Origin of the sequence: Bifidobacterium sp. MSTE12 (assembly GCF_000513015.1) — a bacterium.
Taxonomy (GTDB): domain Bacteria; phylum Actinomycetota; class Actinomycetes; order Actinomycetales; family Bifidobacteriaceae; genus Bifidobacterium; species Bifidobacterium dentium.
In genome coordinates, this window is sequence record NZ_AZYA01000039.1 from 37,372 (window position 1) to 61,630 (window position 24,259).

The 24,259-nt window shown below is 58.5% G+C and carries 19 protein-coding genes; 15 read left to right on the top strand and 4 right to left on the bottom strand.

Translation table 11 applies throughout. The features are described 5' to 3' along the window. Nucleotides 1-8 precede the first annotated feature (8 nt). Nucleotides 9-1,478 (top strand): flippase, encoded by a 1,470-nt coding sequence (locus HMPREF1494_RS09930; protein WP_034522591.1) that lies wholly within the window; start codon nt 9-11, stop codon nt 1,476-1,478. A gap of 6 nt (nt 1,479-1,484) precedes the next feature. Here HMPREF1494_RS09930 and HMPREF1494_RS09935 read toward each other — a convergent pair whose 3' ends face one another. Next, nucleotides 1,485-2,639 (bottom strand): glycosyltransferase, encoded by a 1,155-nt coding sequence (locus HMPREF1494_RS09935; protein ID WP_034522594.1) that lies wholly within the window; start codon nt 2,637-2,639, stop codon nt 1,485-1,487. A gap of 369 nt (nt 2,640-3,008) precedes the next feature. Here HMPREF1494_RS09935 and HMPREF1494_RS09940 point away from each other — a divergent pair, with 369 nt between their 5' ends. Next, nucleotides 3,009-3,698, top strand: coding sequence for a hypothetical protein (locus tag HMPREF1494_RS09940; RefSeq protein ID WP_228369700.1), 690 nt, complete (start codon nt 3,009-3,011; stop codon nt 3,696-3,698). Between the two features lie 147 nt (nt 3,699-3,845). On the opposite strand, the gene HMPREF1494_RS09945 is transcribed toward HMPREF1494_RS09940, so the two are convergent. From HMPREF1494_RS09945 to trxA, 3 genes are all read right to left on the bottom strand, one after another. Further along, nucleotides 3,846-5,756, bottom strand: a complete 1,911-nt coding sequence (locus HMPREF1494_RS09945) for an arsenate reductase/protein-tyrosine-phosphatase family protein (protein WP_034522602.1) — start codon at nt 5,754-5,756, stop codon at nt 3,846-3,848. 189 nt (nt 5,757-5,945) lie between these two features. Continuing rightward, nucleotides 5,946-6,968: a G5 domain-containing protein gene (locus tag HMPREF1494_RS09950; RefSeq protein ID WP_003844653.1), complete on the bottom strand. Its 1,023-nt coding sequence runs from the start codon at nt 6,966-6,968 to the stop codon at nt 5,946-5,948. Between the two features lie 216 nt (nt 6,969-7,184). Further along, nucleotides 7,185-7,547, bottom strand: a complete 363-nt coding sequence (gene trxA / locus HMPREF1494_RS09955) for a thioredoxin (protein WP_003838951.1) — start codon at nt 7,545-7,547, stop codon at nt 7,185-7,187. A gap of 127 nt (nt 7,548-7,674) precedes the next feature. Between trxA and HMPREF1494_RS09960 the strand changes: the two genes are divergently transcribed. The 13 genes from HMPREF1494_RS09960 (at nt 7,675) to HMPREF1494_RS10020 (ending at nt 24,117) form a co-directional block, all read left to right on the top strand. Then, complete coding sequence (locus tag HMPREF1494_RS09960) at nt 7,675-8,295, top strand: NUDIX hydrolase family protein (protein ID WP_034255826.1); 621 nt, start codon at nt 7,675-7,677, stop codon at nt 8,293-8,295. Nucleotides 8,296-8,318: 23 nt separating this feature from the next. Further along, entirely contained in the window at nt 8,319-9,167 is an 849-nt protein-coding gene (locus HMPREF1494_RS09965; RefSeq protein WP_012902464.1) for an alpha/beta fold hydrolase, read from the top strand. Between the two features lie 112 nt (nt 9,168-9,279). After that, nucleotides 9,280-10,371, top strand: a complete 1,092-nt coding sequence (gene nudC, locus HMPREF1494_RS09970; protein ID WP_034522608.1) for an NAD(+) diphosphatase — start codon at nt 9,280-9,282, stop codon at nt 10,369-10,371. 80 nt (nt 10,372-10,451) lie between these two features. Then, complete coding sequence (locus tag HMPREF1494_RS09975) at nt 10,452-12,023, top strand: L,D-transpeptidase (RefSeq protein WP_034522612.1); 1,572 nt, start codon at nt 10,452-10,454, stop codon at nt 12,021-12,023. A gap of 4 nt (nt 12,024-12,027) precedes the next feature. Beyond that, complete coding sequence (gene gcvH, locus HMPREF1494_RS09980; RefSeq protein ID WP_003838961.1) at nt 12,028-12,432, top strand: glycine cleavage system protein GcvH; 405 nt, start codon at nt 12,028-12,030, stop codon at nt 12,430-12,432. Between the two features lie 102 nt (nt 12,433-12,534). Further along, the gene (locus HMPREF1494_RS09985) at nt 12,535-13,770 is read left to right on the top strand and encodes an App1 family protein (protein WP_003838964.1); all 1,236 of its coding nucleotides are present in this window, start codon (nt 12,535-12,537) and stop codon (nt 13,768-13,770) included. A gap of 129 nt (nt 13,771-13,899) precedes the next feature. Then, nucleotides 13,900-16,506, top strand: a complete 2,607-nt coding sequence (locus HMPREF1494_RS09990) for a S9 family peptidase (RefSeq protein WP_034522616.1) — start codon at nt 13,900-13,902, stop codon at nt 16,504-16,506. 163 nt (nt 16,507-16,669) lie between these two features. Beyond that, nucleotides 16,670-17,710 (top strand): 3-isopropylmalate dehydrogenase, encoded by a 1,041-nt coding sequence (locus HMPREF1494_RS09995; protein ID WP_003838967.1) that lies wholly within the window; start codon nt 16,670-16,672, stop codon nt 17,708-17,710. A gap of 129 nt (nt 17,711-17,839) precedes the next feature. Next, nucleotides 17,840-18,577: a TM2 domain-containing protein gene (locus HMPREF1494_RS10000; RefSeq protein ID WP_003838970.1), complete on the top strand. Its 738-nt coding sequence runs from the start codon at nt 17,840-17,842 to the stop codon at nt 18,575-18,577. After that, nucleotides 18,577-19,650, top strand: a complete 1,074-nt coding sequence (locus HMPREF1494_RS10005; RefSeq protein WP_034522619.1) for a lipoate--protein ligase family protein — start codon at nt 18,577-18,579, stop codon at nt 19,648-19,650. Before HMPREF1494_RS10000 ends, HMPREF1494_RS10005 begins: the two co-directional genes overlap by 1 nt. Nucleotides 19,651-19,691: 41 nt before the next feature. Then, nucleotides 19,692-20,411, top strand: coding sequence for a Crp/Fnr family transcriptional regulator (locus tag HMPREF1494_RS10010; RefSeq protein WP_034255594.1), 720 nt, complete (start codon nt 19,692-19,694; stop codon nt 20,409-20,411). A gap of 105 nt (nt 20,412-20,516) precedes the next feature. Next, complete coding sequence (locus tag HMPREF1494_RS10015) at nt 20,517-22,805, top strand: transglycosylase domain-containing protein (protein ID WP_034522623.1); 2,289 nt, start codon at nt 20,517-20,519, stop codon at nt 22,803-22,805. A gap of 181 nt (nt 22,806-22,986) precedes the next feature. After that, nucleotides 22,987-24,117: an NADH:flavin oxidoreductase/NADH oxidase gene (locus tag HMPREF1494_RS10020; RefSeq protein ID WP_003838977.1), complete on the top strand. Its 1,131-nt coding sequence runs from the start codon at nt 22,987-22,989 to the stop codon at nt 24,115-24,117. Nucleotides 24,118-24,259 lie beyond the last annotated feature (142 nt).

The following is a 24,259-nucleotide window of genomic DNA, read 5'->3' on the forward strand; positions in this document are numbered from 1 at the left end:
GTTTCAAGATGCCAACGCATTTCGCTCATTCCGTGAAATTCAATGCAGCGATGAACACGATTCTGACCGCATCCAACATGGTGATTGGGACTATCACCATTCCATACATCACTAGGACGCTTTCCGTGGAAGGCTACGGCAACGTCACCTTCGCCCAGAACATCTCACAGTGGCTGTCGACGATCTGCTTGGTGGGCATACCAGCCTACGGCATACGCGAATGCGCCCGCGTGCGCCATGACGAATGCCAATTGGCGTCCGTGGTCAAAGAGCTGCTCATCATCATCACCGGCTGTACGTCGACGGTACTGGGATGCTTCGCGCTGACCATAGTATTCGTACCTAGGCTGCGTGGGCTTTCGGTACTGATGCTTATGTTCCTCGTCAGCACGTTACTGCTTTCCTACGGGGTGGAATGGTTCTTCCAAGCTATGGAGGAGTACGAATACATCACCATACGCAGCGTTGTGTTTAAAACGCTCTCGTTCGTCGCCATGCTTATTTTTGTGCGGGCCGACGGCGACTATCTGATTTATGGCGCGATAACGGCGTTCGTAACCTGTGGAAACAACGTGCTCAATCTGATTCGGCTCGGCAACATGATTGACCTACGCACGCCGGTACCGCTCCGTATCAGGCGTCACGTCAAACCGCTCGCATCGTTCGCGATACAGTCAATCGCCTCATCGATCTACCTGTTCTTCGACAGTATCCTGCTGGGTATGCTTTCCGCCAACAATATGCAGGTCGGCTTCTACCAGCTTGCAGCTAAACTCAAGGGCGTGTGCTGGAGCGTGATCAACGCAATCGTCGGAGTGCTGGTACCGCGTCTGTCATATTATGCGAAACATTCCATGCGGCAATATCACGATCTTGTCGGCAAAGGTTTCGGTGCCATTTGCAACCTTTGTCTCGGACTATGTTGCTATCTGGTAACGGAAGCCGAACCATTGACCATATGGGTATCCACGGAGAAGTACCTCGATGCCGCCATTGCGGTGCGAATCATCGGATTGGTAAGCTTCTTTTCCTGTATGAGTACGTTTTTGGGATTGTGCATTCTCACTCCGCTTGACCGCGAAAATAGGCTTGCCGCCTCTAATCTGATGGGCGTGCCAATCAGTCTTGCGGGAAATCTGCTGCTGGACGCGCGTTTCGGTGCCACAGGAGCGGCGATATCCATGCTGGTTGCGGAGATCGTCATTTGCACGATGCAAATGCACTACTCCTGGGACGTGCTCTGCAAGTCAGTAAACTTGGGGCGACTATGCCGTATGGGCGGTTGCCACGCGTGCTCGTTCGCGACCCTGTCGATGTTGCTATATAACGCTCCCGGTCTGTCAATGGGATGCGCGGTGCAGGTGGTGGCAGGCATGTTCGCATATTGTTCGGTGTGGCTGGCTGCCGGCCTTCTGCTGCGGGAAGAGACCGTGTGCTGGGTGTTCGGACTGGTGCGAAGCAAGCTTACGCGAGGGTAGACGTGTTCAGTCTAGATAGCTTTGCTGCACGCCGTCAAGCATGCGTGCCGACGTGAACTTGTCGAGATACGTATTACGAACAGCATCGGGAGAGAACCTGCCATTGCGAGACCGTTCGGCGATGACGCGTTCCACTTGTCGTGCGCCATCCTCCACATTCCCCACCTCGAACAGGTAGCCGTTCACACCGGGCCTCACCACTTCGTTGCTGCCGGTCACATTCGTAGCCACGATCGGCACGCCGGCACGCAATGACTCAACCAACGAATATGGCAGACCCTCATACAGTGAAGTCAGCAGATACACGTCGAACGCAGTGACGACACGCTCCGCATCATCCCGGTAGCCGAGCAGATGTACGTTACCGCCAAGATCGTTGTCTTCGACGAACCTCGCCACATCATCCTGCAGATCTCCGTCGCCTACGCAAACAAAATGCGCACGCGGATTACGCTCGACGACCATCTTGGCGATTCTCGCGAATGTCATTGGATCCTTCTGTGCCGCCAGGCGTACGGTCGAACCGACGATAATCGCGTCCTGCGGCAAACCGGACAATCCCAGCGACTGCAACGCCTCCTCGCGCGACGGCAATGCGATATCGGGAATGCCGTTATAGATGACCTTGAATTTATTCGGATCGTCAATCCCATACTGCAATGCGATATCGCGTTCGCCGGTAGAGACGTTGAATGTACAGGTAGTGAATAGGTGGCTGAACATTCGTTCGAGCATCACAAACAGCAACTTTTTGGGTTTGGAAAATTCCCGAGCCTGGAACGCGTAGGCGTGAGGTGTGTAGAATACTTTCGCCACATGGCTTCCAATGACTGCGGAGCGGCCGATGACGCCCGCTTTCGAGCTATGGCAGTGCAGAATGTCGGGCTTGATTTGCTTGATGAGAGCATGCACGCGTAACCATGCCTTGATATCGTTCGGTGCGGAAATATCCCGGATCAGTTCGGGGATGGGGATGAGCGTCGCATGCTTTTCCATTTCGGGTAGGGCCTTGCGGTAATAATCATCAAGTCGGCCAGTTCCGTAGGCGACCGTCACGTCGAACCTGCTGTGGTCGATGCCGGTGACGATATCCACGACGTTACGACCGCAGCCACCCATGGCCTCTTGCACGATGAGCAGTTTCTTCTTGGCCTCGGTCATGCTCTCCCCTTGAATGTTCTCCAAAATTTGCATGTTAGGGTGGTTTCCGCATCCCCCGTTACACGTATGATACTTTCCCCTAAGTATGTTTTCGTATTCACCTTTAAATGTGTGCGCAAGGTTGTTGTCGGACTCCCCTTTTTGTGGTGGGACATCCGTATAATGTGCGGGAGGACAGTCGGAAACGTCAGAAGGGATTAGTGGAGTATGACGGGAAATGAGTTCAAGGAATGGCCGGATGTGCATGCTCCGGGTGGGGCTCACGGAGCACAGGTCACGACGACGTATGATTTTCCCCTAACAGAGGAGGATCGACTTGCCGGAGAAGGGGCTTCCAGAGGACTTTCAGTTAGTGTTATCGGGGGTTCCGTGGCGGAAGTGAAGCCACAGGGATTCGTATACCGACATCGCCGCGAGCTGGTCGGTGTCGCCGCGATCGTTGCAGTCGCCGTAGTGGTGACGGGTCTTGCATTTGGTTTTCGTCAGCATGTCGATAACCAGGAGGTGCTGAGCTCCTGCCAACAGTCCGTCGATATCTATCAATCCAATACGGAACGTTTGAAGAAGACCGTTGATGGTGCGGCCGACGATTTGCAGATTGCGGAAAATCAGGTGCAGGATCCGCAGACGGTGGCTGACTTGCGCACTGCAGTTGACAAGGGCAATGAGAAGACGAAGATTGACACCGGCTGCGACGCGTCGGCCTCGGCTGAGGACAATCAGGCCAGTGATGAAAAGATTACTGCAGCCACACGTGAATTGGGGGACAAAATTGAGAACATTCTGAGCGCCAAGACTGCGGTGGAACGTTCCAAAAACGCCCGTGACGTTGCCGTGGCAAAGGCTGATCTGGCCAACAGGGTCAATGATGGCCAGAGCGTGCTCGGTACCGTGCGTTCCAACGATTTGAACGCCCGTCAGGATTTGTCCGCGGCTCTGAACGATGCTCAGCAGACAGCAACCACGTCCGCTTCCGCTGATCCGAACGTATACATCAATCAGCTCAACAAGCTTCAGGAAGCCATCGACAAATATAGTGCGACAGCTATTTCCGAGTAGTTGTATGGTGGGGAATGCGAGGACAGTACGGTTTATCTGAGCCGCATCCCCAATCATCGAATTTGAATTTTGTCAGTCTGATAATCGGAGCGTGGCTCAATTCTGCGATGTCCGCACCACTCGCTTTTGTTTAGGTACGTATGCCGACTATTTCTCTGCGTCTGCGGAGGACTGAGAAGGAGTGTCCGAACCTGAATTCGGGGACGCGATCGGGCTTGGATTCGGTTTCTCGGTGTGATCGGTCGTAGGCTCCGGAGTGGGCTCGGGATTTTGTGTCGGATCGGTGGACGGATTCGGTTGCACAGTCGGGGATGTGGTCGGTTTACTGGTCGGCGTCAGCTTGTTTTCGGAGCTGGAGTTTGTGTCATTGTTGTCATTGATGCCAGGCGTTTCCGTCGAAGTGTCCGTCTTGTATTCGCTCGGATTGTAGTAGGTTTGTTGCCCGCTGTTCGAACTATTTGTAGTCTGCTGCGGCTTCTCGTACACCTGGTTATCGGCGTTACACTGCGCCACGGAATCGGTAACGGCCTGCATGGCCTTGCCCATCGCCTCACGCGCCTCGGTGAGCTGCTCAATGGTCGCATCATCATTCTGCAGGAGGGCATTGGCGTCGTCCACCGTCTTTTGCAGGTCGGTCCGGGTTTGTTCGTCGGCCACGTTGCCTTTGCTGGATTCCAACAGCTTCGTGGCCTGCTCGATGGCAGTCTGGAGGGCCTGCTTGGCGGCGCTTACGATGGAAGTGGTTTGGGCATCATGTGCCTTGGTTACGGCATCGGAGGCCTTCGTCAACGACTTCAACGACTTTTCCATGGCGGAAGCATTCTTATTGTTCTGTTCCGCAGCCTGCGTCAGATTCGCGGTCGAAAGCGAAACCACGCACTGTGTGGTCGGAATGAAATCGTATGTGGAGGAGAGCTCCGACTTCAACATGTCGACGGTGCTTGCGTCGGCCAGTTCGCTTGTGGGAATCGTGGTAAGCAGGTTCGCGCTCTGAATCGCGGAATCATACTGCTTCTTGACCTTCGCATAACGGGACGCCGACTTCTTGCAGGAGCTGAACGCGTTCTGCTTGGCCACGGTCTGCGTATGATGCCAGAATACGGTGCCGCCGGTTGCGGCCAAAGCCAGTACGACGGCCGCAGACACGATCAGGATGATTCGCCGCTTGCGGCTCCGGGATTCCGCATTCACCGCCACGTCGCGAATAGACGTATCCTCGGTGATTTGCGGCATCGCATCGGTATTGCTGGCATGACCGGCCTCGGAAGGAACTTCAGTCGGTAGTGCGATAGCATCGTTGCCGTCCGGCCTGATCATTGTTGTCTTCAAAGAATCGGCGATCGTTTCGGTGCCGTCGCTCTTTTCAGCCACACCTACCGGTACTATGGCGTTATCGAACGGCATGATCGGCCATGACCAGTTTCCGGCCATCACGTCACCACGGTAATATGGCGGATTCGAGGCATCGGCAAGCGAAGCGGTCAACGGTAGCATATCCATCGCGGAAGCGGACGTGCCGAAGCTCAACGACTTCATAATATTGCGGATGGCGGTATCAGTGGCATCCACGGCCCTGCGAAAAGCGGAAAAATCCTTGCGATACGGGTCGGCGATGGTGGCGGCTTGCGGCAGCATCGGTCGAATCGTCGTGGCTTGTGCGATTACCGACTGCAGGCGCTCCGGCAACGTGAAGCCTTCAATCATGTTCTGCTGGGCACAATAGGCGCACATATTCGAAAAATCCGGCAACGTGAACGTATAGTGTACGGCGGCAGGCGCAATGCCAACGATATTATGGAGCTGATCTTCCTCAAAACAGAGGATCAGGTCGCATTCCTGTGCGATCTGGCGGGTCAGTTGCTTAGAGCGGAATGCAGAGGAGTCGATGCCGGCCGACGTAAGCAGTGCGGCGCTTGAACCGTCGATCTCGTGACCGACCAGACTATGCGTGCCGGCACTATCCACTTCAATGGACGTTCCGGCAGTATACATACGGAACAGCAGTTCCCCCATGGGGGAGCGACAGATGTTGCCGGTGCATACGAACAAGACGCGCATATGCGGGTTACCTTAACTCTCGAGAAATGGCATAAACGCCTCAAGTATATCGAGAAGGGGTGCCATTTTCGGCACGGTTCGCAAGATATTGCCTCTGCCGTCTGGGGTGAGGTGATCGGATCCGCGATCGACGTATGAAAAAATCCCGCACATTTGCGCGTGCGGGATTTGCGGTCTTTGATGTGAAAATCAGTAGCACTTATGGGCGAGCCAATAGCTGTAGGCACCTTGAATGGAGCCGTAGCGTGAGGCGCAGTAACCCCAGAACCACTTGAGCTGGGTCTGGTAGTTGGTGGCCCAGTCGGCGCCGGCGCTGACCATCTTGCTGCCGGGCAGTGCCTGCGGCAGGCCATACGCGCCGGAACTTGGATTCGTGGCGGACACGCTCCAGCCGGATTCATGCGAGATGATGTACACGGTCGCGGTGAAATCGGCCTCGGTATAACCGTTGGAAATCAGATAGTCATGAGCCCACTGCTGCATCTCGCCAGCCGGCACGGTGGTCCCGACCGAAGCGGTGCTGCTGGACGAAGACGAGGACGAAGAAGACGACGATGACGTGGAAGTGGAGCCGGTACCGACGAGAACCACCTTGTCGACCGGAGCTTTCTTCACGTACGAGCTGATCATATTCGAGGAGATGACGGTGTCACCGGAGCGAGTTACGAGGTTCGTGGATTCCATCACGCCTTCCTCGCCTTCGGTCTCGACCTTCTCCTGGCCCTTCGGCAGGGAAGAAGTCTCCTTCTTCACGACATTGAATGCGATCGACGAGTCGGAGACCTCGACGGAAGCACCTGCACGGCTGACGGTGATTACGGTCTTCTCATCGACTTTGGTGGTCAGCGACGGGGAGACGGTGTCTTCCGGTTCAAGCGTGATGTTGCCGGCTTCCAGCACGGACTTGACGTTGGTGAAATTGGTGCCCGGCACCACGCGGGACTTGCCGTTGATCTTCACGGTGACATATGCGGTATCACCGCCGAGAGCCTCACGGGCGTTGCCACGGGACGCTTCGGCATCGGTGGCGGAGTAGGCGGTGACACGCGTGGTCGGCTCCGCCTGGGTGGATGACGTATAGAAACTACGTGAAATAATGCCACCGGTAGCCAGCAGCCCCACCGCCGCGAACGTTGCGACGATCTTCACACACTGGGACCTGTTCGGCAGGCTCAGGGTAAACGGGCGTCCATGCTTGCTGTGGTTAGCCATTCTGCTCCTATAAAGCGACTTCATGGGCCTCGACGAATTCGGGTTCTGCACGCGGCCGCAAAGGCTTCGCCGGAATGCGCGCATCTAAAAGAGCAGTTTACCCTAAGCGCTCGATTATCGGCAGCCGAAGATACACGGGGGCACATGCGAACGCCCGTCGCAATCATGTCTTGTCGATCGCGACGGGCGCGCATTGCCGTTGTGGGGTACTTCCGCCTATTGTTCGGCTCCGGTGCGGCCGGAAGCTGCGGCGTTCACGTCCAACGCCTTGGCCTGTCCGATCAGATCATCCAGATCGGAGGCGCGCAGGGCACCGGCCTGCTGGAACACGATCTGCTGCTTCTTGACGACCATCAGCGTCGGAACGGCCTGTACCTTGGCCGCCTGAGCAAGATCAGGATTCTGATCGATATCGACCTTGGCGAAATAGATGTCGGGGTTCGCTTCGCTCGCCTTTTCGAAAGTCGGTCCGAACGCGCGGCACGGGCCGCACCAAGTGGCCCAGAAATCCACGAATACGAGATCGTTGCCCTCGATGACCTCGTTGAAGTTCTCAGAGGTGACTGCATGCGTTGCCATAGCTGCTCCTTACATTCGCGTGTGGTGCAGTATATAACCTCCGGCATTCGTCTTGCATTCCGGTGTCCGCTATGGGAGGAACGAAAAAAGGCTTGAACGTTACGCGAGGTGCGCGATAATGGGAGGCATGCCAGTGATGAATGATGAGGTGCCCGACGAGGGCGATTTCGATGCCGGACGCAGGCGCGGTGAATTCGACGACATCACACCGGAGGATTTCATCCGCGGAACGGGCAATCCTCCCGGATGGCTCGGCTCCGATGAAATCAACCGCATGCGCAGCGAAATGCCGATTCCCTACGTGCAGATCGTGCCGGTGCGCACCGATGAACTCGGCCGCGTCGCGCAGGTCGGTTCCCTGCTGCGTGTCTCCGATGACGGCAGCATCGAACGGACGCTGATTGCCGGGCGCGTGCTCTACCATGAGTCGATTCGTGAGGCGATCGCCCGCAACGTCGCCAAGGATCTGGGAGATATCGCCTTGCCGGTGCTGCCGTCCAGCCTGCAGCCGTTCACGGTGGCGGAATTCTTCCCCACGCCCGGCATCTCGGATTATTTCGACGCCCGGCAGCATGCGATTGCACTGTGCTACGTAGTGCCGATCGCCGGTGACTGCAGACCTCAGGACGAGACGCTGGATGTGGAATGGGTCGATCCGAACGGTGCGATGCTTGACACGTTCCTCGGGCAGATGGGCAATGGATATGGAACGATTGTGAGGCAGGCGCTGGCATGGGCCGGCAGATGACGCGAGACGGATTGGAGCATGACATGGGGATTGAATTGAAGAACACCGTGTATCGCGAAGGGGAGGGGATTCCCGTGGTGTTGGTGCACGGATTTCCGGTGGATCACCGCATGTGGGACCAGTGCGCCGCCGCACTCGCGCGAATCTGCGACGAGCACGGTATGACACGCTTCCCGATCTGGGCACCGGACATGCCCGGTGCGGGCGAAGGTCCGATTCCGAGTGACGAAGCCAGCGGAGGCAAGGACGCGGACGGCACGTTCCCGCATGCCCTTGATCGCATGGCGGACGCATACGTGGACATGATTCGTGAGGCCGGCCATGAGAAGGCCATCTGGGTGGGCCTTTCCATGGGAGGCTATCTGATCCTTGACATTCAGCGACTGCATCCCGAAGCGGTGGCGGGCCTCGCCCTGTGTGACACGAAAGGCGATGCGGATTCGGCGGCGATGCGTGGCAGGCGCATCGCCATCGCCGACGAATGCGAAGCCACCGGCACGCATGATCCGGTGATGGGATTCGCCGTGGCAAACGAGACGGACTCCAGCATCAAGCAATCCGCCGAATACGCTCGCCAATTCACGCTGTGGATCAATGAGCAGCCGGCAGCCGGCATCGCCTGGCGTGAACGCATGGCCGCAGGACGCCCTGACCTGAACGACGTGCTGGCGAAGGTAAGCGCACCAAGCGCGGTGATCTGCGGCGACAAGGATCCGTCAAGTCCGCCCGAAGTGATGGGTCCGGTAGCGGATGCGATGACCGGCACGACCGTGGACTTCACCGTAATCAGTGATTGCGGACACTTCAGCGCATACGAGCATCCCGAAGCGGTGGCCGAAGCATTGCGTCAGCTCGTGCGTAGAATTCAATAGCATCCGTTTCTCACCGCGCCATCGCCGACTCGCTGTGCGCTTCGGATGACGTGGGTTGCCGGATGCGGATACTATATGGAATTCAGATATTTCATACGGGGAAAGGAATGCGATGAGCGTGTTTTCTCCTTTGGCATTGACGCAGGCACTGCCATTCCTGCCATTGGCACAAGGTGACATCGACTATGAGGTGAGCCGCAGAGGCGAACCCGACCTATTCGCGAACGTACTGCCGGAACCGGCCACGAAAGTCATCCTCGTCAAAGACGGCAAAGTGGCGGTACCGCACGGGCAAGGCGCCATCGCCGACTATGCCAACGTGAACATGCGACTCGCGCAACTGCCGGGAGGCTACGTCGCCGCCGAGCTACGCTCGCATCCGACGGCGCTCGCCATCTTCCTCGGCTCGTATGGCGGTTGCCGTGATGAGCATGTGGTGGCAGTCGACGTGACCCGCGTGCATGCCATCGAAACTCCCGTGGCCGACAGTGCCTACGAAGGTGCCGACGACGCCTTCGACGAAGGCAATGCCGCCGAAGCCGTTTCAGGAAAGCCATCGCTGCTCGAATCCGCCGCGGAACGCTTCGACTGGGTGGATCTGCGCGCCTTCGCACCGCATGCCAACGCCCGTGAGGCCGGTCAGGCGACCACCGCCATCTCGCTGGGTATGTGGCATACGCGTCAGCGCCACTGCCCGACCTGTGGAGCGCTGACCGAACCGGCGCTCGGCGGCTGGGCCCAACGTTGCACCAACGAAGCGGATGGCAGGAGACTGCTGTTCCCCCGTGTGGAACCGGCTGTGATCACGGCGGTCATCGACCATGAGGACCGTCTGTTGCTGCAGCACAACAGCGCATGGGGCAATGCCGGGCTGTATTCCGTTTCCGCGGGATTCGTGGAGGCCGGCGAGAATCTGGAGCACGCCTGCCGTCGCGAGGCCAGGGAGGAGGTCGGCATCGAAGTGGGGGAGCTGCGATACCTCGGCTCCCAACCGTGGCCGTTCCCTGCGTCGCTGATGATGGCGTTCAAAGGGCTTGCCACGACCACCGACATACGAGTGGACGGCGAGGAGACGCTCTCCGCACGGTGGGTGACCCGTGACGAATACATGAACGAGTTGATTTCGGGTCGTATGGAGGCTCCCGGCAAGGCGACGATCGCACGGTATATGATTGAGGAATGGCTCGGACACGAGCTGCCGTGAGCGAGATACCGAAATTGGTCATCGCACGGCGTATAGTTGGGGGTTGTTGTGAATAGGGGAAGAATATAAGGAACAGCAGCATGTCTGACGAGCGTGAGCAAGCCCTGGCTGGAGACGATACCGCTACGATTGCACCGCTTCCGGTGGCACCGGCGGTGTTTACTCCTATTGAAGAGATCGCCATGCCGGAAGTAAAGAGAAAAAACAAGTGGCCGCTGATCATCACCCTCATCGTGATGGGGGTGATGTTGCTCGCTGCCGTCTCCGGATTCTTCGTTGCACGTTGGTATTTTCAGGATAAGGCCGCTCCGGGCGTGACCTTCGCCGGTTCCAGCGTTGCCGGGCAGACCAGGGAGCAGCTGAAAGATACCGTCAGCGACGCGGTGAAGAGCACCACCATCACCATCAAAGACAATGATGGCAACACCGATACGGCAAAGCTCACCGATCTCGGCGTGACGGTCAACATCAACAAGACCGTCTCCAATCTGCTTGCCGCCAAGCATGATGACGATGGCGTGCTGGCCGCCATCAATGCCGTGAATCCTTTCGACAAAAGCGAGGTGCCGCTTGCGGCGCAGACCAACGAGCTTGATCTCACCACGTATGTGACCGACAAGTTCGTGGATGAGGATGAGCGTGCGGTCGCCTCCACTATCTCCTATGACTCCGATGAGCAGGCCTTCACCACCGTGGAAGGCCGGGAGGGACGCACTCCTGAAACCGACAAGGTGCTGGCCGCCGTACGGAACGCCATCAACGTACCGGGTGGCAACAGCACCGCGTCCATCAGCTACAGGAACGTCGATATGCCGGTCAGCGTGAGCGCGGCACAGCGGGCCACCGACGAAGCGAACGCCCGGTTGAACAACAAGATCGTACTCGACAACGGCAAGGACAAGACCTTCGAACTGCCGGTCGATGTCGTCGCTTCCTGGATCAAGCCGAATGCCGATCTGGACAAGGGCACGATCTCCCTGACCTATGACGAACAGGCAATCGGCAACTATCTCGAACAGGAAGTGCCGAACCAGCTCAACCAAGACAAAGTCTCACAGGAAGACGCCGTCGACAGCAACGGCACGGTGCTGGTGACCATAGTCAAAGGTGTGGATGGGCTGAAGGTCAAGAACGTGTCCGCCCTTACCCCGAAGGTGGTGAACGCCCTGCAGGGTGGCCAAGGCGCGACGATTCCCGTTGAAAGCGACGTGGACGCATTCGACACCGTGCAGAAGAAGTCGGAGTACCGCATCGTGGTGGACCGTGCCTCTCAGACCGCCACCGTGTATCAGAACGATCAGGCGGTCAGGACCTTCCCGGTGTGCACGGGAACCGCCGGCAAGCATGAAACCGATCTGGGCACCTACTACATCTATCTGAAATACAACGTGCAGGATATGACGGGCCTGAATGATGACGGTTCGCGTTACCTCTCCAAAGGCGTGAAATGGGTCGGCTATTTCAACGGCGGCGAAGGGTTCCACACGGCAAGCTGGAATGGTTACGGCATTGCGCATGGCGATCCGGTGCACTACGGTTCGCACGGCTGCGTGAACATGTATGAGGCGGATGCCAAGTGGATCTACGACAACTGCCCCGAAGGCACCGTGGTGCAAGTGGTAGGCGCCATGCCGTCCGGTGCGGTACGCTAGGCACATGAGCGAAGATAACGACAACAAGTTGAATCTCGAAGTGCCCGAGCACCTCGAATACTCCGACGAGCATGTGTGGGTCGACGCCTCCGTCGAACCCGCCATGGTGGGCATCACCGAATATGCCACCGAACAGCTCGGCGAGCTCGTGTATGTGGATCTGCCTGAGGTCGGTGCCCAGGTCGAGGCGGGCGATGAAGTGGCGGAGCTTGAATCCGCTAAGGCCGTGACCCCTCTGGTGTGCCCGGTGGCGGGCACGATTCGGTACGTGAACGCCGAGGTTTCGGATGATCCGAGCATCATCACGAACGACCCGTATGGCGAAGGCTGGATCTTCAAGATCGAGCTCGAAGACGACGAGCCGGATCTGCTCAGTTCCGGGGAATACGCGAGAATAGTCACCGAATAGCCGCCGAACAGTTGACTGTGCGAGGCTCAAAGTACCCTGAAAGTTCCCTGATTTTCGCGTTTGGGTAACGGGTTGTTCTCCCGGGCCTTTTATAGTGAGGATATGAACGAACCACAGCCGTTGCCCCAACGCGAGATTGATGCGAGTGATAGTGACGACATGCCTACCGTGCCGATTCCCGCACGTAAGGTCGTCACTACGTTCGACGCCGCCTCACGGCATGAGCGCATCGAAATCAAGCCGCCGCTGATTCGTTTCTGCCGTCGCGCCATCACGTATGGATTCGGCATCTGGTTGCGTTTTTCCACCGCATTGGTGCGCCGTCTCAACTGGTATCCGCGCGTCGAGCCGTATGTCGGTTACGGTACCGAGCACTATTCCCGACTGATATGCCGTACCGTGTTCGGTCCGTTCAAGCGTCAGTCCGGACGGCTGACCCGCGGCATTCGAGGCATGCTCACCATTCCGTCACCGCATACGAAAGTGCGTATCGCCATCGACGATGTACCGTTGGAAACGGTGCAGGTCGGCATATCCGAAGTGTACGACCACGTCGACAGGTCACGTGACATCTCCAGTGAATTCGCCGCTTCCGATTCCGCAGGCTATCTCGATCTGGTCGCCGAACATTCGCTGGAACCGGGCATCCACAACGTGTCGTATCGCGTGCGTAGCCGCAAACCGGTCGCCGCGAATCTCTTCACGATACCAAGCGGCACAAAAGTCGGCGTAATCTCTGACGTTGACGACACGATCATGGTCACGCAGGCACCGAGCCTGATGAAGGCGGCCTACAATCTGCTGCTGCTTGATCCCAAGAAAAAAGTACCGGTGCCGGGCATGAACCTACTGTTCAACCGCATCGCCGACATGTTTCCGGATGCACCGTTCTTCTACCTGTCGACATCGCCATGGAACGTGGAAAGTTCGATCCGACACTTCATCACCTACCACGGATTCCCGGAAGGACCGCTTCTGCTACGCGATCTCGATCCGCGACCGAAGACCTTCATTCCTTCCGGCGTGCAGCACAAACTCGAGTATGCGGAACAGCTGATGGCCGATTTTCCGGACATGAAATTCATTCTCATAGGCGATGACGGTCAGAAGGATCCGACCACATACGCAACCATCGCCAAACGCTACCCGGGCCGTGTGCTTGCGGTAGGCATACGGCAGCTTTCGCCGCGTGAATCCGCAGGAAGTCTGGGTACGATGGCGGGACTCGCGGCCACGCAGCCGGTGCCGGTCACCGATGTGCCTGTTTTCACCGGCACCACGGGGTCCAATCTGATGAAAACCATGATGCCGTACCTGAAGCAGCAACTCGACAAGTAAGGTCTTCACAATCTACCGACGGTTAGCCTCTCTCAGTGTCGGTGGTTTGGGTGGTTTCTCAATCTGCCGACGGTTAGACCCGACTCAGCGTCGGTAGTTTGGGAGAATCATGCCGGTATAATCGCGTGCATGAGTGAAAATCGTGGTGCGCAGGGCGTATTGGAGCAGAACCAGAGTGGGCTGGGCCGGAACCAGAGTGGGCTGGAATTTCCGTGCGCGAAGCGGGTACCTCAGGAGCGCGTGTTTCATGGCGATACGTTCGTGGACGACTACGAATGGCTGCGCGACAAAGATTCACCGGAAGTACGGGAATATGTGGCCGCGCAGAACCGGTATTGCGCGGCGCGTATGGAACCCTTGAAAACGTTGCGCACCACGTTGTTCGAGGAATTCAAGTCGCATGTGCAGGAAACCGACATGTCGGTACCGACGCGCATGGACGGCTACTGGTATTTCACCCGTACCAAGCAGGGCGAGCAATACGGAGTGCAGTGCCGCCTGCCGATTCGCGACGATGATGATTGGGATCCGCCGCATATCGAAGCCGGTGTGCCGATCGATGGTGAACGAATCGTATTCGATACCAATGCCGAGGCGAAAGGACACGATTTCTTCCGCATCGGCGGCATGGATATCTCCAAGGACGGCCGTTGGCTGCTCTATGGCATCGATACGCGTGGCGATGAACGCTACGATTTCCGTATACGCGATCTCGAGACCGGCGAAGAACTGCCGGAGGTGTTCGAGGGGATCGCCGGGGCATGTTTTACGCCGAATGCGCAATGGGTCTTCTACACCCTGCTCGACGATGCGTGGCGTCCGTATGTGATTATGCGCCACCATGTGGGAACGCCGGTCGCCGACGATGTGGAAGTGTTCCGTGAAGCCGATGAGCGTTTCTGGGTGGGTGTCGGTCTGTCGTTCGACGAGCGCAACATCGTGATCGGTACCGGTTCCAAGACCACCACGGAGGTGTTGCTGCTGCCCACCGATACGCCTGAAGGCGAGTTCCAGGCGTTCATTCCGCGCGAAGCCGATGTGGAATATGATGTGAGCTTCGCATGCTTCGAAGGCGCCGGCGAGCATGGTGAGGATATTCCGCTGGCCGTGGTGTACCACAATGCGCTGAATCCGAATTTCGAAATCGACGTCATCGACATGCGTTCGCATGAGCCGCCTTACCGCTTGGGTGAGGGAGTGTGCGTGGCTTCCGGATCGCCATACGGCTGCGAGCATGGCGACGCCGTCGAACCTGGCGCCTTCGCCCGACCGATCGGCACTGCATACTCGAATCCATGCAATCCCGCCATTTTGCAGGGCGCGCACGGCCTCGGCATCGAGGGTATCGCGATTCACCGGCATTTCGTGGCATTGCAGTATCGTGCGGAAAGTCTGCCACACGTGGCCGTAATGACCAAGACGGCCGCAGCCGAGGATTTTCTGGCAGGCCGGCCGTGGCGTTTCACCGAGCTCGTGCCGCATGCGCTCGAAGACGATTGGGACGTAGACGAATCCGTGGATGAGGTCAATGAGGAGCGGGCCGAAGTGTGGGCCGCACTTGACTGCGGTCTTGGCTCCGACATCATGGGCGCCGACGATACCGCAGGACCCCACGCGCGCAATCTGCATGGCCATGCCGACGTCTTGCAGGCGGCGCAGGGCAAAGGATCCGCGGTACACGGCATCTCACGCAAGGCCATGACGTCTTCCGACGGTGCGACCGCCGACGACATGCCGGGGGAGACCCGCAGACTGTACTCGATCGGCGTGGGTGGCAATCCTTCATACGATGCACCGCGCGTGCGCTATTCCTTCTCCAGCTACACGCGGCCGGGCGAACTGCATGACATCGACCCGGCCACCGGTGAGGACCGTCTGCTCAAACGCGCCACCGTATTGGGCGATTTCGATCCGCGCGACTATATGGAACGCCGTGTGTGGATCACCGCACGCGACGGCGAACGCATTCCGGTGTCGCTGGTGTGGAGGCGCGACGTGCCGACCTGCGATTCGGCCATGTTCATCACCAGCTATGGTGCGTACGAAATCAGTTCCGACCCTGGGTTCGCGGTGTCGCGCATCAGCATGCTCGACCGAGGCGTGCTGTATGCCGTGCCGCATATCCGTGGCGGCGGCGAAATGGGACGCGCCTGGTATGAGCAGGGACATCTGATGAACAAGAAGCATTCGTTCGAGGATTTCGTGGATGCCACGCGGGCCCTGCAACGAGCCGGACTGGCCTCGCCGTCGCGTACCGTGGCGAATGGCGGTTCGGCCGGCGGCCTGTTGATGGGTGCGGTGGCCAACATGGCGCCGGAATGCTATGCAGGCATAGAGGCGGACGTGCCGTTCGTGGATGCGTTGACGTCGATTCTCGATCCGTCGTTGCCGTTAACCGTCACCGAATGGGATGAATGGGGCGATCCGTTGCACAATGCGGATGTGTACCGGTATATGAAGGGATACACGCCGTATGAGAATGCGCCGGAATCCACCGACGACGCGCGCGTGGCGGTGTTTCCGAGAATCTTCATCACCACGTCGATGAACGATACGCGCGTGCTGTATGTGGAGCCGATGAAATGGCTGGCCCGTCTGCAGCGCGCCGGCGTGGACGCCGTGGCGAAGATCGAGGTGGAAGCGGGCCACGGCGGCACTTCCGGTCGCTACAAGCAGTGGGAGGAAGTCTCATATGAGAACGCCTGGTGCCTGAGTGTGATGGGCATTACCAGCTGATCGCAGCCTAGGCGGCCTCAGGCCGCCCATATCCGCCCGGATCAACTGGACCATCTTTGGATTCGCCCATGATTCGCGCCATGATTCGCCGTGTGACGGGCGGATGTCCACTTGCTGAGCGGTTCCGGTTCGAAGCATGAATCGCTGAGTAGAGTCGCGTGCTATGAGTGAAACAACGAAGAAGTACACCATCGCCGTCATTCCGGGCGATGGCATCGGCAAGGAAGTAACCCCGTGGGCCCAGAAGGCTCTGGAGAAGGCGGCCGAAGGCGTCGCCGAATTCGAGTATGAGCGCTTCGATCTGGGAGCGGAACGCTACCTGCGTGACGGTGCGATCCTTCCGGAAGAGGAAGAGGAGCGCATCAAGAAGACCGACGCGATCCTGCTGGGTGCCGTCGGCGATCCGCGCATCAAGGCCGGCATTCTGGAGCGCGGCCTGCTTCTGAAACTCCGTTTCGATCTTGATCAGTATGTGAACCTGCGCCCCTCCAAACTGTACAAGGGCGTGACCTCGCCTCTCGCCGATCCGGGCGACATCGACTTCGTGGTGGTGCGTGAGGGCACCGAAGGCCTGTATTGCGGTGCCGGTGGTGCGGTCCGCCGTGGCACCCCGAACGAAGTGGCCACCGAAGTGTCCATCAACACCGCTTACGGCGTGGAACGTGTGGTGCGCTACGCCTTCCAGCTGGCCATGAAACGCAGGAAGCACGTGACGCTCGTGCACAAGAAGAACGTGCTCGTCAACGCGGGCGACATGTGGCAGCGCATCGTCAATACGGTGGCGGAGGAGTATCCGGAAGTCTCCCACGACTATCTGCACATCGACGCGACCACCATCTTCATGGTATCCGACCCGTCCCGTTTCGACGTGATTCTGACCGACAACCTGTTCGGTGACATCATTACCGACGAAGCCGGTGCCGTGGTAGGCGGCGTGGGCTATTCCGCCTCCGGTTGCATCAACGCCTCCGACGAGTATCCGTCGATGTTCGAGCCGATCCACGGTTCCGCTCCGGACATCGCAGGTCAGAACAAGGCCAATCCGACCGCTGCGATCCTGTCGGCCGCCATGCTGCTGCGCCACCTCGGCTTCGACGAGGCCGCCGCACGCATCGACACCGCAGTCGAAGCGGATATCGAGGAGCTGGGTTCCACCACGCGTTCCACCGACGAGGTCGGCCGCGATATTCTGGCACGTATGTAAGTCTGCTCATAGCGAATGTTCCCTCCGACGGCGCCACTCGTCGGAGGGAACATTTTTTCAGGGATGACTCAGGGGCTTTTCGGGGAAGTCGCCAAGGTAACCATACGATTTATGCGATATTGTTGAACCATGAACGACGACAACACTAATTTCACCAACCCCGACCACATCAATGGTTCCGCTTCGGCTGACGGATCGACCCCATCAAACGATTCGCAGTCGAGCTACAGCCAATACGGTGCCGAACAGCCGGCCGCCGACCATAGCCAGACCACGAACACGCAGCCGGCCGCCGACTATGGTTCCTACGGGCAGCAGTCCTCCGCACAGCAGAGCTACGGCCAAACCGCGGATGGAACGTATGGCTCATACGGTTCCTATGGGCAACAGTCCGGCCAGGCTTACGGACAGAACGGCTCCTATTATGCGCAGTCCGGGCAGACGGGCCAGTCGGCCTATGACCCGAACGCCCAACAGAACGGGTATACGCAGCCGAACGCATACACCCAGCAGAACGCATACGCGCAGCAGGGCTATGGACAGCCGAACTACACTCAGCCGAACCCGTATGCACAGCAGTACTATCAGCCGAACGGCCAGCCGTTGCCTCCGGGATACGTGCCCCGCCAGAAGATCGTGGCCGGCCTGCTCGGCATCTTCCTGGGCAGTCTGGGCATCCACAATTTCTATCTCGGCAACACCACCAAGGCCGTTGTGCAGCTACTGCTGACGGTGGTCGGATGGATCATCCTCATCGGACCGGTAGTGGCCAGCATCTGGGGCCTTGTCGAAGGCATTCTGATTCTGTGCTCCGACATCGGTTCCCCGTGGCACCGCGACGGTCGCGGCGTAGAGCTGCGCGATTGATGGGCAGAGGCGTATACAAGCAGCCGGGCGGTAAACTCGTGGGGGTTACCGCCCGGCTTCGTGATGGGTACTGCCATATCGACGGCGATTTTTTCATTGACGGCAATGAGAACCGTGCCCATGAGATGCTGCTTGACATCGAACGGACGTTAGTCGCGGGACGGTCGATCCGCGGCATTCCGCAACAATATCCGGACGTTGCACTGGTCGGCATGACCATGCAGGGAATTGAAACGGCCTTTCGCAGGGCCGTTACGCAAGATGACTCCGTTCCCCAAGAGCGGGAATCGCAAACGTCACTGCCGCGAATCGCATCGTCGCGGGCATCGCATCACACTTCGACGGGCGACGAATTCGGCGAGCTGACGGCAGTGGAATGCGCGGCGAGATGGCGCGGTCTCAAGCCAACGGTCCTGCATGATGCACCACGCAGCCCGCAGGAACAGATGGACACGGACCTGCAATGGGCCCGCGAAGTGGCGGCAGGCAGTCGCAAAGCGACCCTGCGCATCTGGGAATGGGCCGCTCCGGCCGTGGTGATCGGCCGATTCCAATCATTGCCGGACGAGGTCAACGAGCAGGCCGCACAAGCCGAAGGCATCCAGATAGTGCGACGATGCACCGGTGGCGGCGCGATGTTCATCGAACCGGGCAACACCATCACCTACTCGCTGTACGCGCCGCTGGATTTCGCCAAAGGCGTGAGCATCGAGGACTCCTATAGGCTGTGTGACTATTGGCTTGTCACGGCACTGCGCGAACTTGGTCTGGACGTGCGGTTCACCGGATTGAACGACATCGCATCGCAATACGGCAAGATCGGCGGAGCGGCGCAGCGCAGGTTCCCCCCGATCGATACGGGCCCCGGCGCGATACTGCATCATGTGACGCTCGCCTATGACATCGACGGCGAAAAAATGATGCGCGTGTTGCACGTGTCACGCGAGAAGATGTCGGATAAAGCCGTGAAATCAGCGGTGAAGCGCGTCGATCCGATGCGCTCGCAGACCGGCATGAGCCGTGATGTGGTGGTGAATCATCTGATTGCCGCGGCCAGGCGCGTTACAATATAGCGCGAATGGTCGAGGGCGATCCGATCGGAGATGGAGGTGCGATGGGTGTGGTTACGCCGAACGGGATCTACGACGAAAGCACGACGCTGCTGCACACCGCACTGTTCAAACAGGTCTCCAAAGACGAGGCCGAGGAGCTACTGCCGCATCTGCAGCATGCGGAATACGGCAAAGGCGATTTCATCTTCCGCGAAGGCGATACCGACCACCGCATGTATGTGCTGGAAGAGGGCCGCGTCAAGCTGATCAGACAATCCTCCGACAAGCGCGTGCAGTTGCTGAGCATCCATGCATACGGTGAACTGCTGGGCGAGATTCCGGTCTTCGACCCGCATGGCGGACCACGTACGGCCTCCGCGGTGGCGATGACGAACGGCACGCGGGTGGTCTGGTTGGAACACGATGCGCTGTTCGCCTGGCTCGATGAGCATCCGCGCGTGGCCGTGGATATGCTGCAGGTGCTGGCACATCGTATGCGCGCCAATAACGAGCGCATCTCCGATCTGGTGTTCATGGACGTTCCCGGCCGGTTGGCGAAGACCTTGCTGAATCTGGCCTCGCGGTTCGGCGAACCGGTGGAGGCGGGTCTGAAGGTGCCGCATGATCTGACACAGGAGGAAATGGCCCAACTGGTCGGCTCCTCGCGTGAAACGGTGAACAAGGCGCTCATGGATTTCGCCAATCGTGGGTGGATCGCGCGTGAAGGTCGGTCGATCGTCATCTATCAGCCGGGCATGCTGATCCGCAGGTCACGAAGGTAACGGTCTTTCGGCTTGTTTTCAGTATTTTTTGAGATTAGAGCCGGTATGTGATGAACACGTGACGGCTATGGGCGTGGAGTTGATTAGTATACCCGCCACTTTAGAATGGGCAACATGCCCAAGAAGAAGACTTTGACTGCTCGACGTGTGCTTACACTGGTGCTCGCCTACATCACGCTATGCGTGGGTGGCGGCGTGGCGACCAGTGTGTTCCTCCTGCCTGCCGTGCTTGGAGCGAACAGCGTGGCCAAGGCGGTGATTCCGTCACTGACGGTGGAGGGCATTGATTTCGATGTGACCAGCCTTCCACAGCGCTCCACCTTCTACTACAACGACGGCAAAACCGAATTCGCCGATTTCTATACGCAGAATCGCGAAGTGGTGCCGCTCAAGAAGATTTCCAAGGCCATGCAGCAGGCGGTCGTAGCCCGCGAGGACAAACGATTCTTCGACCATTCCGGCGTGGACGTACAGGGCGTACTCCGCGCATTCGTGCAGACGTATCTCAAGGGCGGCGACCAGCAGGGCGGTTCGACCCTGACCCAGCAGTATGTGAAGAACGTGCTGGCCACGCAGGCCCGAGAGGATGACGATCCAATCGCCGAATACCACGCATCCGAAGATACCATCGCACGTAAGCTGCGAGAGATGCTCATCGCGGTGCAGATCGAGAAGAAGTATTCCAAGGCGGAAATCCTGCAGGGCTATCTCAACATCGCGCAGTTCGGCCGCAACAGCCTATGCGGCGTCGAAATGGCCGCAAAACGCTATTTCAACGTATCCGCCGCCGACCTGAACGTGGTGCAGGCGGCGACCATTGCGGCAATCACCAAGAATCCTCAGAACTTCGACCCTTCCGTGGAAGCCAATCAGGAAGAGGCCGAGAATCAGCGCAACATCGTGCTCAAGCTGATGTACGACCAAGGATTCATCTCCAGTGAGAAGGAATACAAGGAAGCCGTCAACACGCCCCTGAAGGATACGCTGAACATTCAGGATGTCAGCTCCGGATGCCAGGCGGCCGCCAACAACACCGGCTTCTTCTGCTCATACGTGGTCAATCAGATTCTGAAGAACAAGGCCTTCGGCAAGGACAGCGAGGCACGAGAAAAGCTGCTGAAGGAAGGCGGCCTGAAGATCGTGACCACGCTCGACCAGAACGCCAACGATGCTGCCATGAAGGCGGCGAACGACACCGTGCCTGCCGATGATCCGACCGGCTTCGAAGTGATGATAGCGGCCATAAAACCCGGTACGGGCGAGATATTGGCATTCGGCATCAACCGCACCTATGACGCGACCGATGACGCAAAGAACGACGAGACCAAGACTTCGATGAACTACATGGTCGACGAGGAAGACGGCGGCGGCATGGGCTTCAACGTCGGTTCCACATGGAAGCCGATCAACCTGGTGGCCTGGATGCAACAAGGCCATTCCATCAACGAGTCGCTGGTCACCTCCACGAGCTATGCGATGTCGAAGTTCAGCTGCAACGACTACTACTTCACCGGTCGTGCATGGAGCGTACAGAACTCCGGCGGCGGCACCACCTCACCGGAAACCCCGTTGCAGGGTCTGATCAAATCCCACAACACCACGCAGGCCTCGATGGCCTCGACGATCGGCTTGTGTTCCATCGCGGACGCCGCCAAGCAGATGGGTTACCATAACGCGACCGCGAACGCCACCGACATCTATTCGGCGAATTCGTTCCAGCCGCCAATGACCATCGGTACCGTGCAGGCATCGCCGCTCACCATGGCGAACGTGTACGCCACGCTTGGCGCCAACGGCGTGGAATGCACGCCTATCGCCATCACCAAGGTGACCGATCGCAGCGGCTCCGATGTGAAGGTGCCATCCGCGAATTGCCATCAGGCAATCAGCTCGGAAATCGCACAGACCACCGCATACGCCCTGAAGCAAGGTGTCGTGGTCTCGGGAGGCGAGGCCGCCACCACGCAGCTCGACGGCGGCCGCAAGACCTTTGCGAAGACCGGTACGAACGAGAACACGGTGATGACCACGGCAGGCTTCGTGCCGAATCAGGTGGCCGCATTCGTGGCCGTGGCCGATGCGCAGGATCCGATTCACAACACCTTCGACTACAAGACCATCAACGGCGTATACCATTCGAACTGGTACGGCATGTACATCGCCACCCCGGCCTGGAAGGAGTTCATGAACACCTATCTGGCGGCGATCAACGCTCCGATGGATAACGATTACGGACAACCCGCGGCACAGTACATCACGGCGAAGAGCGCCTCCTCCACACTGCAGCAGAAGACGACGCAGACTCAGTCACAGACTGAGCAGCAGACTGAGTCACAGCAGCAGACCGAGCAACAGGCCCAGGCTCAGCAGGATGCCAATCAGCAGGAACAATAGTTACCATGCCGATATTGCTTGGTGCGATATTGCTTGGTGAAAGTGAACAGTCCATGAACGCCCGCCCCAACCGGCGGGCGTTCTGCTTAGAATGCAGGTAATGTCGGGTGGATTGCCGGCAGGACTTTGGCAATCATCATAATCCGAACGGTGATGCTGTGCGAGCGAGAGAGGCGGAATCATGGGCGACGGCGAGAAAACCAAGAAAAAAGGCAAGAAGAAGGGTTCGGTGCGGCTGTTCGAACCGATGACCCTGCGCGGAGTGACCATGCGTAATCGCATCTGGTTGCCGCCGATGGACACGTATTCGGCATTCGCACAGGATGGCCTCCCTACGCCATTCCACTACCAGCATTATGTATCGCGTGCCATGGGCGGTTTCGGCATGATCATCGTGGAAACCACCGCCGTGGCGCCGGAAGGACGTATCTCGCCCTGCGACTTGGGATTGTGGAGCGACGATCAGATGGAAGCATGGCGATGGATCGTGGCGGATGCCAAGGCCGCCGGTGCGACCATGGCCGTGCAACTCAACCATGCGGGTCGCAAGGCCTCCACCGGTTGCTTCGCCGTAGGATTCGACGATGAGAGCGTGCCGGAGGAATTCGGCGGATGGCAGACCGTATGCCCGAGCGCGAACGCATACGGATCGCTGCGTACCCCGCGTGCATTGAGCGTGGACGAAATCCATGCGATCGTGGCGCAGTTCCGCGATGCCGCATGGCGTGCGTATGCCATCGGTTTCGACGCGGTGCAGATCCACGCGGCCCACGGCTATCTGCTGTCGCAATTCCTTGATCCGCTGATCAACGAACGTGAGGACGAATATGGCGGATGCTTCGAGAACCGTATTCGCATGCTGGTCGAAGTGGTGGATGCGGTACGTACCGTCATTCCCGACGACATGCCGGTGTTGGTGCGTATTTCCGCCACCGACTGGGCTGCAGGCGGATGGGATCTTGATCAGAGCGTCGATTTGGCGAAGGTGCTGAAGGAGCATGGGGTTGACCTGGTGGATGTATCCACGGGCGGTCTCATTCCCGACGTGACCATTCCGGTCAAGCCGGGCTATCAAGTGCCGTTCTCCGAGCAGATTCGCTCACGTGCCGATGTTCCGGTGACGGCGGTGGGACTCATCACCAAACCGAAGCAGGCGGAGAAGGTGCTGAAAGCCGGGCAGGCGGATGCCATCGAAATCGGACGTGCGGCATTGCGGGATCCATATTGGCCGCTACGCGCGGCGAACAAGCTGGGCGTGCCGGTTGAGGAAGCGCCGTATCCGGCGCAGTATGTGCGCGGAGCCTTCCGCTGATCCCGCCTTCTCGTATAGGTGACGTATAAACCGCCAATGCGCGCGGGCGGACGCACGAACGGATATCGTACGGATGGGCGGCGTGCGAACAGGCGAACGGGAGGGCGGCATACCCCATACAAAACCCGTAGGCCTGTCGGAA

What these genes read in the sequence shown, in the direction of transcription:
- HMPREF1494_RS09930 (WP_034522591.1), top strand. Translation starts at nt 9, where the DNA reads ATGCCAACGCATTTCGCTCATTCCGTGAAATTCAATGCAGCGATGAAC.
- HMPREF1494_RS09935 (WP_034522594.1), bottom strand. Translation starts at nt 2,639, where the DNA reads ATGACCGAGGCCAAGAAGAAACTGCTCATCGTGCAAGAGGCCATGGGT.
- HMPREF1494_RS09945 (WP_034522602.1), bottom strand. Translation starts at nt 5,756, where the DNA reads ATGCGCGTCTTGTTCGTATGCACCGGCAACATCTGTCGCTCCCCCATG.
- HMPREF1494_RS09950 (WP_003844653.1), bottom strand. Translation starts at nt 6,968, where the DNA reads ATGGCTAACCACAGCAAGCATGGACGCCCGTTTACCCTGAGCCTGCCG.
- trxA (WP_003838951.1), bottom strand. Translation starts at nt 7,547, where the DNA reads ATGGCAACGCATGCAGTCACCTCTGAGAACTTCAACGAGGTCATCGAG.
- HMPREF1494_RS09960 (WP_034255826.1), top strand. Translation starts at nt 7,675, where the DNA reads ATGCCAGTGATGAATGATGAGGTGCCCGACGAGGGCGATTTCGATGCC.
- HMPREF1494_RS09965 (WP_012902464.1), top strand. Translation starts at nt 8,319, where the DNA reads ATGGGGATTGAATTGAAGAACACCGTGTATCGCGAAGGGGAGGGGATT.
- nudC (WP_034522608.1), top strand. Translation starts at nt 9,280, where the DNA reads ATGAGCGTGTTTTCTCCTTTGGCATTGACGCAGGCACTGCCATTCCTG.
- HMPREF1494_RS09975 (WP_034522612.1), top strand. Translation starts at nt 10,452, where the DNA reads ATGTCTGACGAGCGTGAGCAAGCCCTGGCTGGAGACGATACCGCTACG.
- gcvH (WP_003838961.1), top strand. Translation starts at nt 12,028, where the DNA reads ATGAGCGAAGATAACGACAACAAGTTGAATCTCGAAGTGCCCGAGCAC.
- HMPREF1494_RS09985 (WP_003838964.1), top strand. Translation starts at nt 12,535, where the DNA reads ATGAACGAACCACAGCCGTTGCCCCAACGCGAGATTGATGCGAGTGAT.
- HMPREF1494_RS09990 (WP_034522616.1), top strand. Translation starts at nt 13,900, where the DNA reads ATGAGTGAAAATCGTGGTGCGCAGGGCGTATTGGAGCAGAACCAGAGT.
- HMPREF1494_RS09995 (WP_003838967.1), top strand. Translation starts at nt 16,670, where the DNA reads ATGAGTGAAACAACGAAGAAGTACACCATCGCCGTCATTCCGGGCGAT.
- HMPREF1494_RS10000 (WP_003838970.1), top strand. Translation starts at nt 17,840, where the DNA reads ATGAACGACGACAACACTAATTTCACCAACCCCGACCACATCAATGGT.
- HMPREF1494_RS10005 (WP_034522619.1), top strand. Translation starts at nt 18,577, where the DNA reads ATGGGCAGAGGCGTATACAAGCAGCCGGGCGGTAAACTCGTGGGGGTT.
- HMPREF1494_RS10010 (WP_034255594.1), top strand. Translation starts at nt 19,692, where the DNA reads ATGGGTGTGGTTACGCCGAACGGGATCTACGACGAAAGCACGACGCTG.
- HMPREF1494_RS10015 (WP_034522623.1), top strand. Translation starts at nt 20,517, where the DNA reads ATGGGCAACATGCCCAAGAAGAAGACTTTGACTGCTCGACGTGTGCTT.
- HMPREF1494_RS10020 (WP_003838977.1), top strand. Translation starts at nt 22,987, where the DNA reads ATGGGCGACGGCGAGAAAACCAAGAAAAAAGGCAAGAAGAAGGGTTCG.